This window comes from Treponema sp. OMZ 838, from assembly GCF_000775995.1.
Classification (GTDB): Bacteria; Spirochaetota; Spirochaetia; order Treponematales; family Treponemataceae; genus Treponema.
On record NZ_CP009227.1, the window covers coordinates 2,618,366 to 2,635,035 of the forward strand.

Annotated in this window: 22 protein-coding genes; 7 read left to right on the forward strand and 15 right to left on the reverse strand. The window is 35.1% G+C overall.

Features of this window, described 5'->3' with window-relative positions:
* Positions 1-10: 10 nt before the first annotated feature.
* The 13 genes from QI63_RS11800 to QI63_RS11855 form a co-directional block, all read right to left on the reverse strand.
* The gene (locus QI63_RS11800) at positions 11-817 is read right to left on the reverse strand and encodes a hypothetical protein (RefSeq protein ID WP_044016658.1); all 807 of its coding nucleotides are present in this window, start codon (positions 815-817) and stop codon (positions 11-13) included.
* Between the two features lie 37 nt (positions 818-854).
* Complete coding sequence (locus QI63_RS13555) at positions 855-1,085, reverse strand: AzlD domain-containing protein (RefSeq protein ID WP_144389688.1); 231 nt, start codon at positions 1,083-1,085, stop codon at positions 855-857.
* 17 nt (positions 1,086-1,102) lie between these two features.
* Entirely contained in the window at positions 1,103-1,807 is a 705-nt protein-coding gene (locus QI63_RS11805; protein WP_200877757.1) for a transglutaminase-like domain-containing protein, read from the reverse strand.
* Between the two features lies 1 nt (position 1,808).
* Positions 1,809-2,381: an HXXEE domain-containing protein gene (locus QI63_RS11810; RefSeq protein ID WP_081984445.1), complete on the reverse strand. Its 573-nt coding sequence runs from the start codon at positions 2,379-2,381 to the stop codon at positions 1,809-1,811.
* A 25-nt stretch (positions 2,382-2,406) separates the two neighbouring features.
* Positions 2,407-3,345 (reverse strand): DUF6788 family protein, encoded by a 939-nt coding sequence (locus QI63_RS11815; protein WP_044016660.1) that lies wholly within the window; start codon positions 3,343-3,345, stop codon positions 2,407-2,409.
* A 129-nt stretch (positions 3,346-3,474) separates the two neighbouring features.
* A complete protein-coding gene (locus QI63_RS11820; RefSeq protein ID WP_044016663.1) occupies positions 3,475-4,539 on the reverse strand; it encodes an ankyrin repeat domain-containing protein in 1,065 nt (354 codons plus the stop codon).
* Positions 4,540-4,631: 92 nt separating this feature from the next.
* Positions 4,632-5,039 carry a hypothetical protein gene (locus QI63_RS11825; RefSeq protein WP_044016665.1) on the reverse strand — a complete coding sequence of 136 codons (408 nt, stop codon included), beginning with the start codon at positions 5,037-5,039 and terminating at the stop codon, positions 4,632-4,634.
* 19 nt (positions 5,040-5,058) lie between these two features.
* Entirely contained in the window at positions 5,059-5,910 is an 852-nt protein-coding gene (locus QI63_RS11830; protein WP_044016667.1) for a DUF2262 domain-containing protein, read from the reverse strand.
* Positions 5,911-5,941: 31 nt separating this feature from the next.
* Entirely contained in the window at positions 5,942-6,136 is a 195-nt protein-coding gene (locus QI63_RS11835; protein ID WP_052185563.1) for a hypothetical protein, read from the reverse strand.
* Positions 6,137-6,155: 19 nt separating this feature from the next.
* On the reverse strand, positions 6,156-6,533 hold the full coding sequence (locus tag QI63_RS11840; protein ID WP_044016672.1) for a hypothetical protein: 378 nt from the start codon (positions 6,531-6,533) through the stop codon (positions 6,156-6,158).
* 148 nt (positions 6,534-6,681) lie between these two features.
* A complete protein-coding gene (locus QI63_RS11845; protein ID WP_044016674.1) occupies positions 6,682-7,260 on the reverse strand; it encodes a hypothetical protein in 579 nt (192 codons plus the stop codon).
* Between the two features lie 25 nt (positions 7,261-7,285).
* Positions 7,286-7,744, reverse strand: coding sequence for a hypothetical protein (locus QI63_RS11850; RefSeq protein ID WP_044016676.1), 459 nt, complete (start codon positions 7,742-7,744; stop codon positions 7,286-7,288).
* A 174-nt stretch (positions 7,745-7,918) separates the two neighbouring features.
* Complete coding sequence (locus tag QI63_RS11855) at positions 7,919-8,470, reverse strand: hypothetical protein (RefSeq protein WP_044017402.1); 552 nt, start codon at positions 8,468-8,470, stop codon at positions 7,919-7,921.
* Between the two features lie 331 nt (positions 8,471-8,801).
* On the opposite strand from QI63_RS11855, the gene QI63_RS11860 reads away from it, so the two are divergent.
* The 7 genes from QI63_RS11860 to QI63_RS11890 all read left to right on the forward strand — a co-directional run bounded on the left by QI63_RS11860 (position 8,802) and on the right by QI63_RS11890 (position 14,284).
* On the forward strand, positions 8,802-9,776 hold the full coding sequence (locus QI63_RS11860; RefSeq protein WP_044016679.1) for a hypothetical protein: 975 nt from the start codon (positions 8,802-8,804) through the stop codon (positions 9,774-9,776).
* 19 nt (positions 9,777-9,795) lie between these two features.
* Positions 9,796-10,779: a DUF6630 family protein gene (locus QI63_RS11865; protein WP_044016681.1), complete on the forward strand. Its 984-nt coding sequence runs from the start codon at positions 9,796-9,798 to the stop codon at positions 10,777-10,779.
* Between the two features lie 70 nt (positions 10,780-10,849).
* Positions 10,850-11,251, forward strand: a complete 402-nt coding sequence (locus tag QI63_RS11870; protein ID WP_044016683.1) for a hypothetical protein — start codon at positions 10,850-10,852, stop codon at positions 11,249-11,251.
* A gap of 1 nt (position 11,252) precedes the next feature.
* Positions 11,253-12,344, forward strand: a complete 1,092-nt coding sequence (locus QI63_RS11875) for a DUF6892 domain-containing protein (protein WP_044016685.1) — start codon at positions 11,253-11,255, stop codon at positions 12,342-12,344.
* 23 nt (positions 12,345-12,367) lie between these two features.
* Positions 12,368-12,850, forward strand: coding sequence for a GNAT family N-acetyltransferase (locus QI63_RS11880; RefSeq protein WP_044016688.1), 483 nt, complete (start codon positions 12,368-12,370; stop codon positions 12,848-12,850).
* A 147-nt stretch (positions 12,851-12,997) separates the two neighbouring features.
* Positions 12,998-13,702 carry a hypothetical protein gene (locus QI63_RS11885; RefSeq protein ID WP_044016690.1) on the forward strand — a complete coding sequence of 235 codons (705 nt, stop codon included), beginning with the start codon at positions 12,998-13,000 and terminating at the stop codon, positions 13,700-13,702.
* Between the two features lie 249 nt (positions 13,703-13,951).
* Complete coding sequence (locus tag QI63_RS11890; RefSeq protein ID WP_081984446.1) at positions 13,952-14,284, forward strand: hypothetical protein; 333 nt, start codon at positions 13,952-13,954, stop codon at positions 14,282-14,284.
* Between the two features lie 90 nt (positions 14,285-14,374).
* Here QI63_RS11890 and QI63_RS11895 read toward each other — a convergent pair whose 3' ends face one another.
* Positions 14,375-15,400, reverse strand: coding sequence for a hypothetical protein (locus QI63_RS11895; RefSeq protein WP_044016693.1), 1,026 nt, complete (start codon positions 15,398-15,400; stop codon positions 14,375-14,377).
* A gap of 69 nt (positions 15,401-15,469) precedes the next feature.
* Positions 15,470-16,537, reverse strand: coding sequence for an ankyrin repeat domain-containing protein (locus QI63_RS11900; protein ID WP_044016695.1), 1,068 nt, complete (start codon positions 16,535-16,537; stop codon positions 15,470-15,472).
* Positions 16,538-16,670 lie beyond the last annotated feature (133 nt).

Sequence of the window (16,670 nt, forward strand, 5' to 3'; positions counted from 1 at the left end):
TATGTATCTACTATATTATGTTAATTTCTTTTATCAAATGATAGGTTTCTATAAAGCGAAGATGCCAAATCTTCTTGTCGGCGGTAATTTCTTCGTATATATTCTCCAATGTATGCGCAGGCGCTAATAGTCCTAAAGAATAATCTTCAAAAACGACTTCACCTATCTTTTCAAGTTTATCTAATAGAAGTCCTAAATCTTTGTGATTAAACCAGCAATCCGTATCCAGAGCATATTTCGTATTTTGTTTCTTGCAGGCAATTTCGCTATTCAAAAAATCATCCATAGTCGGCTCATCTTTTTGCAGCAAGCGCGTACAAGCTAAATGATATTCTATTTTTCTTGGTGTCTGGTCAACATCTGAAACAAAAACGACGCCGTACTCATTCTCAAATTTAACTGCAAGCACTTCTCCCACGTTAAAATACGGATTTCGTTTAATTTTTGCCTTCGGTACCTTAATCGGTTTCTGATTTTCACTTTGCAGCTGTACTGCCAGTTTATCAAGAGCCTTCTGTCTTTGCTTTAAAGCTTTGCCGTCAATTTCAAGCCAGAAATCATCAGCACCTTTTGCAATTATTGTTAATGCCTTATTCTTTATCTTCTCAGACAAATGTCCGACATTCCACAAAGAATAAGCGAATGCAGTCCAGTAAATCTCCGTGTAAAATGAATCTATACAAAAATTATTCTCGTCATTTAAAATATCTTCAATTATTGTGTCGATATTTTCACCGTCTTTATATCGTTCTACTATAGTATTGTAAATGTCATACCCATCGTCACTGTCTATAATTTTTACACCGTCTATTGCCATTTCACATAATCTCCTTTAATTATACATTATCCGCTTTTCAGTGATAAAATTCCCTGTATAAATTAGGATACTCATATCCTACAGGATGTTTTCTGAAAATAAAATAGACGAATACAGCCGCAAGTAAGCAGAAGAAGTTGATGATGTATAAGTATCTAAGTGTATGATGCCTATGAAAAAACAACATAACGATTAAGAGAGTCATTATACCGAGCGGCACATAGAGTCTGAATGTAATATAGTTATCTGTCAGAGGTTTCTTTCCCATCTTTAATAACCCGTAATTCAGGTATTCCTTATTTTCTTTACCTTGCAATTCATCAAATGCCTTCCTAAATGTTTGTAAGCAAAGGCTTTTATTCCTGACACTTCCTGATGATGATGTTTCAATAATTCATCAGGAGAATTCCATACTCCAAAATCTTGAGTAATTCCTTCGCTTTGTATGTACGTGTTGTTCCTGTCAAAATCAATTATTGGATGCCGAAAATCTTTTACCGCAACACCATAACCGCAGAAAAAACCGGTGCAGTTTGCAAATTGTTTTTGCAGTTTTGATAAATACTTTTGATCCAGTATAAAGGCTTCAAGTTCATACCACTTATCTTCAAAATACACTTCAACCCAACTGTGAAATATATTCTGCGGCGCATTTTTATAAACAAATCCGCTCATTACTCCTTTCTGTAATTGTTTGTCTATGGTAAAACCATGAACTCGACAAGGAATTTCGCAGGCACGTAACAAAGCCATGAAGAGTGTTCCTTTTGTATTGCATTGACCGTATCCGTCCTTAAGAACTTTAGATGCGCTGATATCATCATCTGTATTATACCCGAATGCGATATCATCTCTTACAAAGTTATAAATAGCTTTAAGGCTGTCAAATTTATTTTGTTCTTTCCAATGTTTTTCTTCTATTAATTTTTGAATGCTCGGATTTGAAAAATCCAGCATTGTAGTCTCTTGCAAGTATTGATTCATATCCATTTTATTTCTCCAATGCTTTCAGCAAATCGTCTATAGCCAAATATCCTTTTGCGGTATCATCACAAACCATTTTCTTACCTTCTTCTATTTCAGTTATCTTTTTCATTATTTTATGCACAAACATTAAATTAAGTAACATTGTAATAACACATAATACAGATGAAATTACTATGCTAAAGAATGTATATTCAAAAGTATAAATTGCTTTATTTAGTAGAAATACACTTATCGGTAAAAGAATTATACTTGATGCTAATGCCGGAATATATCTTTTAATAATAATACTTTGGATTATATGAACAAGCAAATGCAATGAAAAAGCAATAAATGCCCCAATCCAAACGATATATATTCTGAAAAAAATGCTTACACCGGTTATGATTATACAGAGCAAATATTCTTCTAAAACAGCTATCGAAAAACCTTCATTGCTAAAATTTTGATATAGCACATAAAGTTTATTATATTTTCTGACTATATCTATATTTTTATTTAACCATATTCCAAATCCTATTATTTCTTCCATCTCATGAAGCATAAAAATAATAGGGAATAGCCAAAATATATTTTGCAATTTTTTTTATCTCCTGTCATATTAATTAAATTGTTTTCCAGCAGCGTTCTTTCATGAAACCGGTAATATTGGATATGTCTTCTCCTTCGTAATATTTTACTAATAACTTCTTAAACTCAGGAACTTCCTTTTCCGGAATTACAATAAAACCGCCGCCATGAGAAATCAAATAATGATTTGAAAAAATAACAGAGGCTCTTTTATTACCATCAAGAAATATCTGCGTCTTCATACAATAAAGACATAATTTGATAGCAATATTAATCACATCATCATTCTCCTCGGTAATCTTTTGAATTCTATCTTTAACATCTGCTTCATTCGGTAAAGACGGAACATAAGATGAGCCTCCAATGGTTACCGGAACACCACGAATGCGGCCGCCTTCTGCAAAAAAACCTTCATTTACAAGTTTTGCAATATGACTCAGCATATAATAGTCTGATCTACTTGCAATAACATCTTTATCTAGAATAAACTCCCAAGCATGTTTCAAGTTCAAAATCTTTTGCACATCAGTTGCTATCATGCCGGAAACCCTTCCGTTTTCTATAATTTCTTCTGTTTGTGGAAAAGATGTTACAATTCCCTCCAAGACAGCTTGATCATAGATATTTATTTTTATATTAGCCCTTGCAAATGCAATATTTGCCATAACATTGGAAGATAGTTCATCTTCCGAATATCCGGCAATAGCAAGTTTTGTTTCTACATATCTAAGTTCTTTTCTTATTTTTCGTACTTCTTTTGCATTACGGAGAAGCAGGTTATATAACTCCTCTGTATAGACTCCTACATATGTCGATGTCTGTTTACCGGCTACACGCTTTCTAACATATAAATATTTTCCATCGCCGCGTTCTTTAATTTCAGGTGTACCGTCATACGGCAATAAACTTAATCTGGCATGAAGATCGGCGCGAACCTTAAGGAATTCCTGTATTTCATTATAGTTTGTTGGCATTATCTATTTCTCCATTGGGGAGCATTTATTGTAATTATTATACTATTATGCTCCCCAAAACTCAATATGAAGGGCGCTTCATTATTTTTGCCGCCTCAAAGAACTATTTTTATAAGTTTATATTCTCAATCATCTGTTATAATTTGTTTTTCCTAAAGGAATAGGTGTCGGATTTGAAAGCACCCAGAGAACTGAAAGTTCACACAAACGCTCCGTTATAGCGTCTTCATCACCACCGTTTGCACGTATGCTTGAAATAAGCTCTTTGGTCTCTTCCAGTTCTTCCTCAGAAAGCGGTGTGCCTGAAGCAAAATGATTTGGCAGGGTATTAAGCATATTTCTATAATCTTTATCCCAGTTTACTCCGCCGTTTCTATATAGCTCATCCTGCACCCTGCCTGTTATACGGATAACTTCGCCTTGTACTGTTTTTGCAGCTCCGCTTGAAGGAATCAGCATCTCCCAAAGTTCATCGTATTGTTCTCTCCAAGAACCTGTCTTTACAATAATAGGAGAAACGCCGTCATGTATCTTACGTTTTGGAGCAGGCTTTACATCAAACAGTGTATAGAGTTTCTCGAGTCCCGCTTCTGTTTCAGCCAAGTAATCTTTATTAAAGTTTTCTCTGTGAAATTCAAAATCCTTACCGATTATTTCAACTCTTTCCGCCATTTCAGTCGTTATCTCAGCACCTGCCTTTATTAACATTTCTGCAATTTCCGCTGCCTGTACAATATTACTATTTCTGCAAATAGCAAGGGCTTCGGCTAAAGGAGTTCGTCCCATATCATTTTTTGCATTAACATCTGCACCTTTTTCAATCAAAAAACTTACTATCTTAGGGCGGAAAAATCCTGCTGCCGTATGCAGAGGGGTACTTCCATATGTATCAGGTTTTTGTATATCTCCTCCTAATTCATACAGCAGTTTTACAGTATCTCTGCCCAGAGTGGCATGTTTATATAATGGCGTACGCCCATAATAATCAGGAGTATTCACATCTAAACCCTGTTCTACCAGCCAGATAACAAGCTCATCAGGAACACCGCCATAATGAAGCGCCGTATTGAGGCTGTATCTACCGTTATGAGCGGTAAGCTCACATTTATCATAGACAGCTTTAAGAGCTTTAACATCTCCTGCTGTAATCAGTTCATCAAAATTTTTAGGTAAGGTAATTCTTTTCTTTGCCATTAGTCTTCTCCTTAGTTATAATCCAAAATTATTAAGTTTCCATTGTACTATGTGGGTATCAAAAGTATTTGACACTTGTATATTTTATATTTCTAAACCCACTTAAGCCCATTAACATCTTTTAAAACCATAGATTTTCCGTCATAATCATTTTTTAATTCAACTTCTTTTTCCTTAACCGATATGTTGTTGTACCAGTGTTCCAAACTTGCATACTTTCCCGTATGGATATTGATAAGCATGCTTGTTATGGGATCCCAAGTGCCTTTTTTTACCGTTTCCGCCAGTAAATAATACGCATCTAAAAATATAAGATTTCTTCCATATATCCAAAATGGAAGTTTAATATCTAACAGCGGTAATTTTGCAGAAAAAATATCATCTCCATGCGGCGGCACTGTTTCATAATGAAATTCTATCTCACTCCCATAATATGCTATCGTTGCCTCTTCACAGCATATGCTTTGAGGAGCACCCTCCTCAGCTATGATAAATTCCATCACTTCTCCTTATATTTTCTTACCCTTCCATATCGGCTGACATAATCCCCTTCTTTAAGCTTCCGCATACTGTTATACAATGCCCGAAGAAAAGGTCGGCATCATCAAAATAGGCAGAAAATGAACCGCCTGATATCATACAAATTGAACTGAGGCTAATTCTTTTTGCAAAACTTTCTTCTGTAATTTCAGAAGTTTCATCATCAGATTCTGCCCATTCGCAGGCGAGTTTAGTAAGCTTTTTTGCAGCAAAACTACGCAGGTCTGCATCCCATTTTGCCTGCTCTGACACCATTGTTTTCAGAGCTTTTTTCGCCTTTGTTATTTCACCCTTATTATCCTTATCTACATCTAATATAATATTTATTTTTCTATCCTGCCAAATAATACTTCCTTGAAAACTTTTAAGAGGCTTATCATAAATCAGTTCACCTAATATATCATCTTGTAAAATTATAGGTTTTCTATACTCTGCAAGTATTTCTTCCAATTCCTTACAAGCCGCATTTTTTTCAAGAACTTCCACAACTAAAAAATGTTTTTTTGCAGGTAGTACACCGTTTGGAACTTCCTCAGGAAGCTTTGCATGCACCTTTAATTTGTAAATGGTTTCGTCTTCAAATTGATATGGTAAATTTTCTTTGTCTGTGACAGGATATACTATACGCCCTTCTTCTTTATGCAGCTCACCTGTTTCACAGTCCACATAAGCTAAGAAATAAGCAGCCCAGTCCCAAAAACCGTTTCTCAAACTTCCGCCGCCGCCTTCGTGTCTTAGAACAATAATCTCTCTTTCCTTTTTCTCAAAAGAGTCTTCCCATTCTTTTTGTGTCATTTTATTTCTTAGCCGCATGTATTCAATTAATTCCATTAAGTCCTCCAATCAATCTGTCTTAATATTTTTATACTTCTTCTTCGCTTAATTCTTTAAAATTTGAAATATGATATCCAAAATAACATTTTCCGGATTGACCTATAAAAATTCCATGTTCCGGCATATTAGCTATCTCGCCTAAGTAAACCATAGGCATGTCATCAGAAAACGGATATTCAAAAGATATTTCATCTTTAAGAGTAACCAAAGTTTTTTCTTTCATTGTGTAAGTGCTCAATTTATTACTCCATTTGAAATGCGATTTTGCATTTTGAGTTCTTTAAATTTGGGAAGCCATATTCCTCTAATCGATTTAATGTTTTTTGAATAGATTCGGTTATATTGTTTTTACTAATAGGTAAATTGCTTACAATATATATAATACTATTTAGTTTTGCCGGATAAATAATCCCGCACTTAGATTCATTATTTATAATACGGAGCAGGTAAACATCATATTTTGTTTTGATATAGAAATCAAACTCTTGATTATCATAAATCTCCTCCGGAATCAGGTGGACCGGAGCTACGATACAGTCTTTCATTTGAAAACTATCATTTCCAAAATGTGCTTTACAATTGTGTTTTCGCTTTATTCTTTCTATCCATTCAGTAATCATTATCATACCACGACATTCGGTTTAATAAATCAATCTTATTTTGCATTCCAATTATAGTAATTCATAATTATTCTCCCATATTCACATAACAGTCAGTTCACTACTATAAATGCGACTAATCCATCATTCATCAAATTCGTTTTTTAGTTCAAATTGTTTTAAACTCGATAAAGGACTGTTTTATTTCAGACAGTTCTTTTAACTTTCTTTCCAAAATCACTGCATTCATTTCGTTTTTGATTGCAATTTCATAATACTTATCAAATTCGGGATGATTATTTTGTTTTACAACCGCTAAAAGTTCTGCAAAATATCCCCAAACGTTATTATAGCTTTTTGTTGAAGTATAATCTTCTCTTTTCGGCATCCACTTGAGTTTTACAAAGAATTTGTAAAGTATCTTACTCCACGTTTCTACATCATCATCATAGCAAAAAAACTTGGTCTCAAACAGACTGCCGAAACGCCTGTCCCAAAATTTTACATTGTCAGGCAAATACCATGTATCACGGCTATCGCGGCATATCAATTCTGTTATTATTCTTTCAAGTATTTCGGATGGAAAACCTCCGGTACAACCATAACTTCCGGCAACTGAAGTTTGTGCCGCTTCCTCTTTAAGTTCTTCATAGGCTGTGCGGCTATCAAGCAACAACAAAGCAATTTGGGCACGGTGACCAAAGGCTTTTCCTGCACTCAATATTCTATATTTCTCAATCTCGTTCATAGTTCCTCTGCTCGCCTAACTTTTCCTATAATCCGAATTTTTCCCAGTCCTTAACCGATTCAATAACAGGTATCCAACTATCGATTTCAAATTTTTCCTGTTCATAGGGTTCAGTATATCCATCCACTATTAATATTCCGCTGCATTGGATATGAGCCTTGCTATTCCTTATTTCAAGAATTTTTAATTTGTATGAAACCATCGGTTCGTGTTCATAAATATAAAATGAATCTTCTCTGTCATCGCTTTCTTCTATTGTCATTACAGAAAAGGATTCTCCAATTAATTCTGCTGCTGAGTTTTTGTTTGTACCTATCCAATTTATGCAAATAGAAGGTGCTATTGTTTCGCCCCTAAAATTACCTTTAGCAAATCCGACATCCACTGACCATGATGCAGATTCATCTTCTTTTAAATACATCAGACAGCTCTGTCTTCCGTTCCAGTCATCTTCAAACGTATGATTTTCTCCGATCTTTAGCATTTGTTATCTCCCTTTCACTGATAGTATATGTCATTCAATGCTGATTTATTTGAAAATTCCTTGTAACCATTTCACAATATCATCCGTCGTTTTATCACACGATAATACCAATTGATTACAGACATTTTCAGCTCCTCCTCTCATTTCTCTGAACGATTTGTAAAATACATCTATTCATCCTGCAATCAATTCCGATAATTCAAAATCTGATAAAACGGAATCCGTATATAGTTTTCTCAACAAATTATCATCGAATTTCATAGAGTAATATTCTGTAACAAATTCTCGAAATCTTTCATACGAATCGAAAGCATATCCCAATAGCCAATAACCTCCATCATGTTCATCCGTTTGATTTTGGTGAACTTCCCCATCATACCAAATGAAAAATGTCGTTTCCGCCCTTTCGTCTACTGAAAAAAGATTCATCAATTTCTCGTCAAGCCCTTCGTACATCTTGTCTATAATACTTTGATTCCATTCGTCGGCAGCAAATTGGTTCAGACTGTTTTCATGCGCAAAGCCTTTTACCAACACCACTGTTTCCGTAAAGATTACAGATAACGAATCTCCTGCTCCGTTATCAATAACATATTTGAGATTCGAGTCGAGTTTCTTCTTTCTTACCAATCGCAAGTCGTCTTCCGACGGGTCAGTCAAAGCATTATCCAAAATATATAGCGCCTCCAATCTTGTATGCATATTATCCCAATCCATATGCTTCATATCGTTTCTCTTCCGTATTTCTTTGTTGTATCTCTTTTGTGAAAATAATGCACTGGCAGAACGTTCCGGCTTATCGATTGATAAGTCATTCCTTAAATATCGATAATCAACATTTCCATAACTACATTCCATGCACAATTCTCATTTCATTACATATTTGACACTATTCTATCCTTTTTAAGGTGTTTTTTCTACTGTCAGATTTTCATCGCCCCTCTTAAAAACGATAAGGAAAAATGATACAATAGAATATGAAAGGAAGAGGATTAGTTGATGAAGAAGCTCGGTTGAAAGGATTAAGTATATTGAAACAAATAAGGAAGATAAAAATATGAAGAACCTAAAATTAAGTTTATTGAAAAAATGGGAATTGGATAGTGAGCTTTCGTTTGTGCATGGCTCTGTTTTGTTGCCGGATGGAACTGCTATAATTCTGACTACAGGCGTGAAAAGCGATTGGGATAAATTTTACCTCCTTGCGCTTTCTGTCGATGGCATAAAAAAGATTCCGATTGAATATCCCCCAATGTCAAACAGAGATTATTCTGTCCTTTTCAGATATACAGAAGGGTTCGGACTCATCATTTCGGCAAAAGAAGTGCGGTATTACTCCGGCATTCATTCCTCTCCGGAAATAATTCCGATAAAAAATAAATCATTACTAAGGTATAACATTGTACCGGAGAAGGCTGAACAGAGGTATTTTCAAAATATATCCGACAGCAAGACAATTCCCGTTTGCTTTGAAAATGAATTTTATTGCGGGGATGCAAGATATTTTGCTCTTTTGGAATTTGATGCTGCTGCAAAATCTGCCGAATGGAAATGTTTTTCTACAATAGATAAAAAGGTATTTACACATCAAGATGACAGATGCGGCGAGGCACCTAAAATAGACAGCATTAAAATATCGGATAAAGAAATCTATGCCTTTATTCCGGGCGACAGCCAAACATCGGTTAATAAGTGGGGAATGAATTATTATGCTCTTGCAAGTATTTCCGAAGATGGGAAAGTAATCAAAAAATTTATCGAATCAGATGACTTAAAAAAAGGCGGTAAAAAAGGCGGCATCAACGGATGCTTTACTGATTCTCAATATGTGATAATGACTCCTCTTTTTAAAACCGATGATTGGAAAGGCAAGCAAAAAATTTTTTCACTCAGCACACGTGAATATTCCGATATTACCTTTCCAAGAGGAATGTCCAAACACAGGCTCGAAAACATCTCAGGCGAAATATGCCTTACCTCGTTTTATGATAGAGGACTAAAAGAAATAGCATTATGCAATGTGAATTCATAAATAAAAAAAGGAATGGAATATGAACGGAAAAAATATCGGCCGAACTGTGTCGTGGGTGTACTACAAAGATGAAAAACTCATAGGTGGGTCGGCATTTGATATACAACTCTTTCGGCAGATATTGGAAAACAACGCAAAGTTTTCGAGTCAGGCTCAAGAAATGATAGAGACACAAATTAAAGAACAAAATATTTTTGATTGTATTTCACTCAAAAGCTCAAAATACACCAATCGCTTTTACGAGAATGGCGGCCATAGAGCATTTATACCCGAAAGTATCTGTATGGTTGATTATTGTGAAGATGAAATCTTTGCCGTTGTGAGAATCGGAGAGCGTTGTGAAATTGTTTCTTATGATTATGACATCACAGGCGAGGAGGGACAAGAGTGGTTCAATTTTATAGGAAAGAACAACCCTATTTTTGATAAAAAAATCATTGAGAATATAAAAACGGTTTTAACACAATACGGACAACTGCAAATAAAAATACTTGAAGAAGAAGACAGACGTATTTGGGAGGCAAAAGAAAAACTTGCTTGCCGGAACAAAAGCTTACCTGCCGATACGGAACAAACTTTTTTATCGCTTTGCAAATTACTCGGCATATCTCCGCAAAAAGCCAAGAAAATATACCATACAGCATTAGAGCAAGAAGATATTTGTGTCTCTTTGATAAACGATTTTATAGATTTGAACTATTTGGTAATGTTCGATTGGAAGGCGGAGGTGGGAGATATTGTATACGGTTACAATCTATTAGCAAAAAAAATAAAAGCGAATATGCTTCACTTGGATAAAGATACGGAATTTGAACCGCCGGAAGTTTTCCGTAGACTTGCTTCGATGAGTGACAAGGTATTATATCTTATCGATACAAATAGCGATTGCTATATTTTAGGTTTGTCAGATAAAGAAAATAGAGAAAAAATCATAAGTGCTTATAAACAACTGTTCAGCCTGCTTCAATCTGAAAATACGATTGAAATTGTGAACATGCTGTAATCAATAACCCCGACGCAGAGCGTTGCCAAGGACGGCGGGTATTAAACCCTCCGCACGAATAAAGGAAAGAATGAAACAAGTAATTGCATTTTGTATATTTATATTCATTACTTTTACAGTATCTGCTGATGGAAAGGACAGCTTTATGACTATTTTAAAACAATGTATTATAAGCCCTGATGAAATTGTATCAATGCAGTTTTCCGATAATACGGATACAGCCTTACGAAGAATTAAACATGATGATATAAAAATAATAACTGATATTTTAAATACTGCAAAATATGATGATGAGAGTAATGACGGAAAGATGTTTAAAATGACTGCACCTCATTTAAGAATAGTAATACGATATAGTGATGGCAGTGAAGTAAAAATCCAATTATGGTATGTGCTTATGTATGTTAACAAAACATGGTATAAAATTGACATAAGAGCTATTAAAGAAATATTATATGGTAAGGAGTTATAAAATGAGTATTATAAAAAGCAGGGAATCAAATAAACAGGATAAACAGCCGGCTATGCCGCAACAGAAACTTCATATCAATTTAACTAAAAACGGTTTGTATATTAATGATGAGTTTATTGAAAACCTATCAATAGATATTCTTGCGGAGAAATTCGGTGAATATAGAAAAGTATTGCGTAAGCCGCCTGATGGAACAGTAAGTAAAGATAATTTAGAGGAAATATATATCTGGGATAATATGGGAATAAAAAGTTTTGTTTCCAAAGGACGTATCAGCGAACTAGACATAAGAATATGTGAAGATAAGGAATGGGAGAAAAAAGTAAAATTTTCGTTTTTCGATGTAAATCCCAAGCAGGTGTTTCCCGGCATTTTTACGATAAACGGTAAAACTATTTTGGAAGCTATACCTCAAAAAACATTGAGAGATGCTCATATATTTTTAGAAATGAAAGTGGAAAATTGGAAAATAAATTGCTCATTGTCGAGCAAATTAAACTCGGTTCTGGGCGCAATATCTTTTCAGGAGCGTTTGAGAAAATCAAAAACCGATGAGATAGCCGATTTGGTACGTGCCGAACCTGAACCTATACGGGATATAAGTTTTTGGTATAAACCGCCGAGGGCGTCAAGCGGTAAATGGGCGCTGCCAAAGGCGGAAGGTGAAATGTTAACATTTACAAACTTCAATTTTAAACTTGCTGTTATCCAAGAGCTGATGTACAAACAAGAACTGCTTAAACCGAAATTTGATGTATATGATTTTTGCAATGATTATGCAAAAAAAGAAATAGATCCCGATGATTACTACGATAAAATGATACCTGAAGTAAAAAGCTGGTTTCAGCAATTGGAAATTCCTGCTGAATTGGCCCCAAAGGTAACACAGCTGTTTCTTGATGGCGGAAATGAAATTAATATGCAGCTTATTCCGCAATGGGATGGCGAGGGTAGTTTATTTGATATTAAGTCTATTTCCGATGAAGAGTTGGCACAGTTTCCAAACTTAAAACTTATTGACGGTACTGCTATTTATATTTCCGAAAAAGCAAAGAAAAAACTTATCAAGAAAGGAATTAATATTGCAGAATAAATTTAAGTCATAAAGGATATAGTATGCTTCATTTGGAAAAAGTAAACGGGAAAAACATTTGGGATATTCTGAAACTGCAGGTATCGGAAACACAGAAAAGCTTTGTTGCTGCCAACGATATAAGCATCATTGAAGCCTACATTGCAATCACCACAAATGGTTATGCATTTCCATTCGGGATATATGACAATGAAACACCGGTCGGATTTTTGATGATCGGTTTTGATGTTCATGACTATTGGATTGATGCACCTGAAATAGCAAAAGGGAATTATAATCTTTGGCGTCTGATGATTGATAAAGCGTATCAAAACAATGGATTTGGAAAAGAAGCAGTTAAATTGGCTCTAGATTTTGTTAAGACTTTTCCTTGCGGAAAAGCTGAATATTGTTGGTTGTCTTATGAACCTGAAAATCAGGTTGCGCGTAAACTATATAACTCATTCGGTTTTGTCGAAACAGGAGATATGGATGGGGAAGAACTTATCGCAGTGTTAAAGCTATAATATAAAATAGAAGATAGATTATAAAATGCAGAATATTCTACAAGAATGTTGAAGGCAATTTTGGGGTACTTTTAAAAATCAAACCGAGTATTTTTAAGATATCTGTTGATTAACTAATCATCAACACTTTAAAAAAAGGAGCTGTTTATGCCAAATGCAGTGAATACGAATATATATCAAAATCGTGTAAAAGAAGCAATGCCGCTATTTACACAAGAAAATTATGATGAGAAAGAAGTTATGGAGTTCGTAGGAAGAACAGGGAAATATCGTATCGATATAAACCGATATGTAGGAAGTACAGGTAAATACAATTTGAAAGGAAGCGCATGCTCCTTTTTTAATAATAACATATTATTGAAAACGTGGTATTGTATTGATAATTCTGCTGAGTTTTATCGGCTCATAACACATAAAAACGGTAAAGACTACTTACTTTTTAGGCAGGATTTGTACGGATATAGTGTATTGGATATTGAAACTACGCAAATAATGCACTTTTTTCCGGACTATTCTCTTAATACGGGAGAAACATTTATTTGGACGGATGTATATTATAATCCCATAAACAATATACTGGCTGTATGCGGATGCTATTGGGCTTGTCCTAATAGTGTGCAGCTCTTTACGTTTGATAATCCGATCAGTGAAGTTCCCACGTTTATTGATATAATTTCTTGTCTTGACGGAGATTATGATGTATATGACGAGATAGACTTTATAAAATGGAAAGACGGCGACTTACATATAAGACTAACATTAGTAGAAAACGGAGGCATCGAATCACTTATCATACCACAAGAAAAATATACGGCGTGGCTTTGTGATAAAACTGTCGCCAAGAATTTATAAAAAGGATAATGCTACGGCTAAAGATGTTGATAGGAGGTAAGCTATAAACTATTCCAGCATATATGGCGACAGTGACGAGCGTAATCTGTATTTCGACATGGGCGATAAAATAAAAATAGACTATTGTGAAGGATGTAAGATGGTATTAAACCGTGATGAAGCAATTTTACAAGCGGCAAAGATAGTTAAAATTAAAGCAGTATTATAAAACCGAAATATAAATTATAGATATGTTCAGAGGCAAGAAAATTGAATAAAACATTATTTTTAGGAGCGGCACTTATTGTAATGACAGGCGGCAGTGCCGGTGTAAATGCCGAAAATGCAGACATACTGCTTGCCGGTAAGACTTATAGGGTAAATGGAGTATCGTTTACGATGATAACCATTCCTGCCGTAACGGACGATACCCTCGGATACGGAGAATACGACGTAAACCCTGCACATACGGTTAGCTTACCGGCCTACCGGATCGGCGGTATAGATACCGATATATATACCGCAGTGCTGCCGATCAGGCTCTTTTATACTCCCGATTTTCATGCAGGTAGTCTCGGATTACGCTTGGCATGCAGGTTGTAATTTTTGCATCTTTCGAATCGCTTATCATACTGCAAGAAAAAAATACGGCACGGCTTTGTGTATGGGGGATTATAACGACTGAGCACTCTCTCATTCATTCCAATCACGTGCTATTTCGGTTGAAATCTCAAAACCGGTCATGTCATTGCTTTCATTAAAATGAATATAAGCAAAGTATTCATTCCAAAAGAGATGATCGCTTCCAGTTGACCATTTAATGCCGTAGTGCAGCTGAGTTATGTCTCTCGTATTTCTTGGCGGTACTAACCACAGTTTTTTATCGAATATTTTTTGCAATGTTTCTCGCTGCAATGGAACGAGCAGCTCAACATCATCAAGCCAATAACGAATTGAATTTTCTCTTGCATCGGAGATACAGTATTCGTCAATTTTTAAATGAATGATTTTACAATCCTCTAATACCGTATCTTGCTTTTTATGACCGTAAAAACCGATGCTCCCGATCACAAGGCCATCTTTTACAAGAAGATAATGAGCATAAGGTATAGCAGTATTATTTCTTTGGAATCCTTTTTCAACGAGAATACTCCGATCAACGGGATATTTTTTAAAAGCAGCACCGGAAAGTAGATTCTTATAATCTCTGCCGGAAGGATTAGTCTGTTTTACATAAATATCGAATCCGTCTGCAACTATATCGGCAACAGTTGTATGTGCCATCTTAATCTTTGTGCTGTTAATCGTAAAAACCGGAGCCTTCACCGGAACACTGATTATGATATATACCATAAATATATAAAGTGAAAATATTGCGATCGCCACAAATATAAAAATGCTTCTTCCGGTACGCTTTCGTGCGTTAAAGAGAGCCATAACCGGAGGCAAAATGATATATGTTGCCAAATTGGAGAATCCTGAACCGCCCTTTTTTATCACCTGTAAGGCAAATAATACCGCCCCAAGTATCGAAGAGGCATATACTAAAAACTCACTGAGCTCCATTTTTGTAGTATCGGTCTGTTCGTTTACTGCTTCTTCCATCAATGATTTTCCACCGGAAACAGTCCGTTTCATATAAATATACATTCCAAAGATAATTGTTAAAAAAATCAGTCCTGAAACGGAAAGCAGCAAAATAAAAATTAATCTCCCCAATCTATCGTCTCCTCATCTATATTATAGAAATATCTGACTATGCGTTTTATATTTATTGAGCTTTTTCACTCAGTATTCAAAAATCAAATTCATGTATTTTGTCATATCTCCTATAAAATCATCAAAGCTTGCCAAATCGATGAGCTCTTCATGCTCCATATCATAGCTTGCAATCTTTTTTGTTTTAGGATTCCATACAATATAAATATCATTGTAATCTCCGAGAGAGCGGGAGAGTCTTAATAATTTTTGTCTGCCGAATTTAAACGGAATAGTATCAATCAGTTTGAAGAAGTCAATATATCCAAAGTCGGAATCCGCTAAATCAAAGTGTAGGTTTTCACCGGTTAAAAATTCAATTATTGTTTTTGGCAATTTATACGGTTTTAATTCATCTAATTTATTTTGTGTTTGATGAAACTCGGACGGCTCTAATGATTTAAAATATTCCGCCATTTCCTCATCGCCTTTTTCCAAGGCTATGCTATATGGACGCATGCCGTCTTTTTCGGCAATCGTAACGTCCGCTCCATGCTTTACTAAAAATGTACACATTTCCAAATCAACATATCTTACAGCTACACACAATGGAGTCGGTTGATTGGAATATAACATGTCGGACTTATTGTAATTAATATCTGCTCCATGTTCAATTAGAAATTCTAAAACTTTATAATTACGGTCAGAAACCGCGTGGCGCAAGAGCTGTCCGCCGTATTTTGCTGCGGTATGCCCAAGTTCTTGTATAATCAAAAAATTGTCAAAGCGTTCACCATAGTACGCTTCTAAAAAAGCTTCCGAACCTACGTTGTTTGTTACATCTATCTTTGCTCCATGGGAAACAAGATACCTTATCACCTCTTCATTACAATATCTCACTGCGAGAAGAAAACTTGGATGCTCCTTTGCATTAAGGCTTGCTCCTTTTTCCGTCAGCCATTTTATAGATTGAAACTTTTCCATTATCAATGCAAAATCCAAAGGAGAGAGATCGGTGTATTTGCCTACTCTGATTTCTTTATTAAGCTTCCATCCCTTTATTAGATGTTCTTCCAATGCAGAAATATTTTCATTTAGTACATCATTTAAAATTTGCGGTATAGATTCAAATCTTCCGATGTTTCCGATTGTTATCATAACTAACTCCTTGTTTACCTATTTCTCGAAGTGCTAAGCACCTCTCTTTTAATCTTTAAATAATTCATGTATTTTTTCGGTACATTAAATTTATAAGTATCATCTTCATTATCACATTTTGTCAAATTATTAT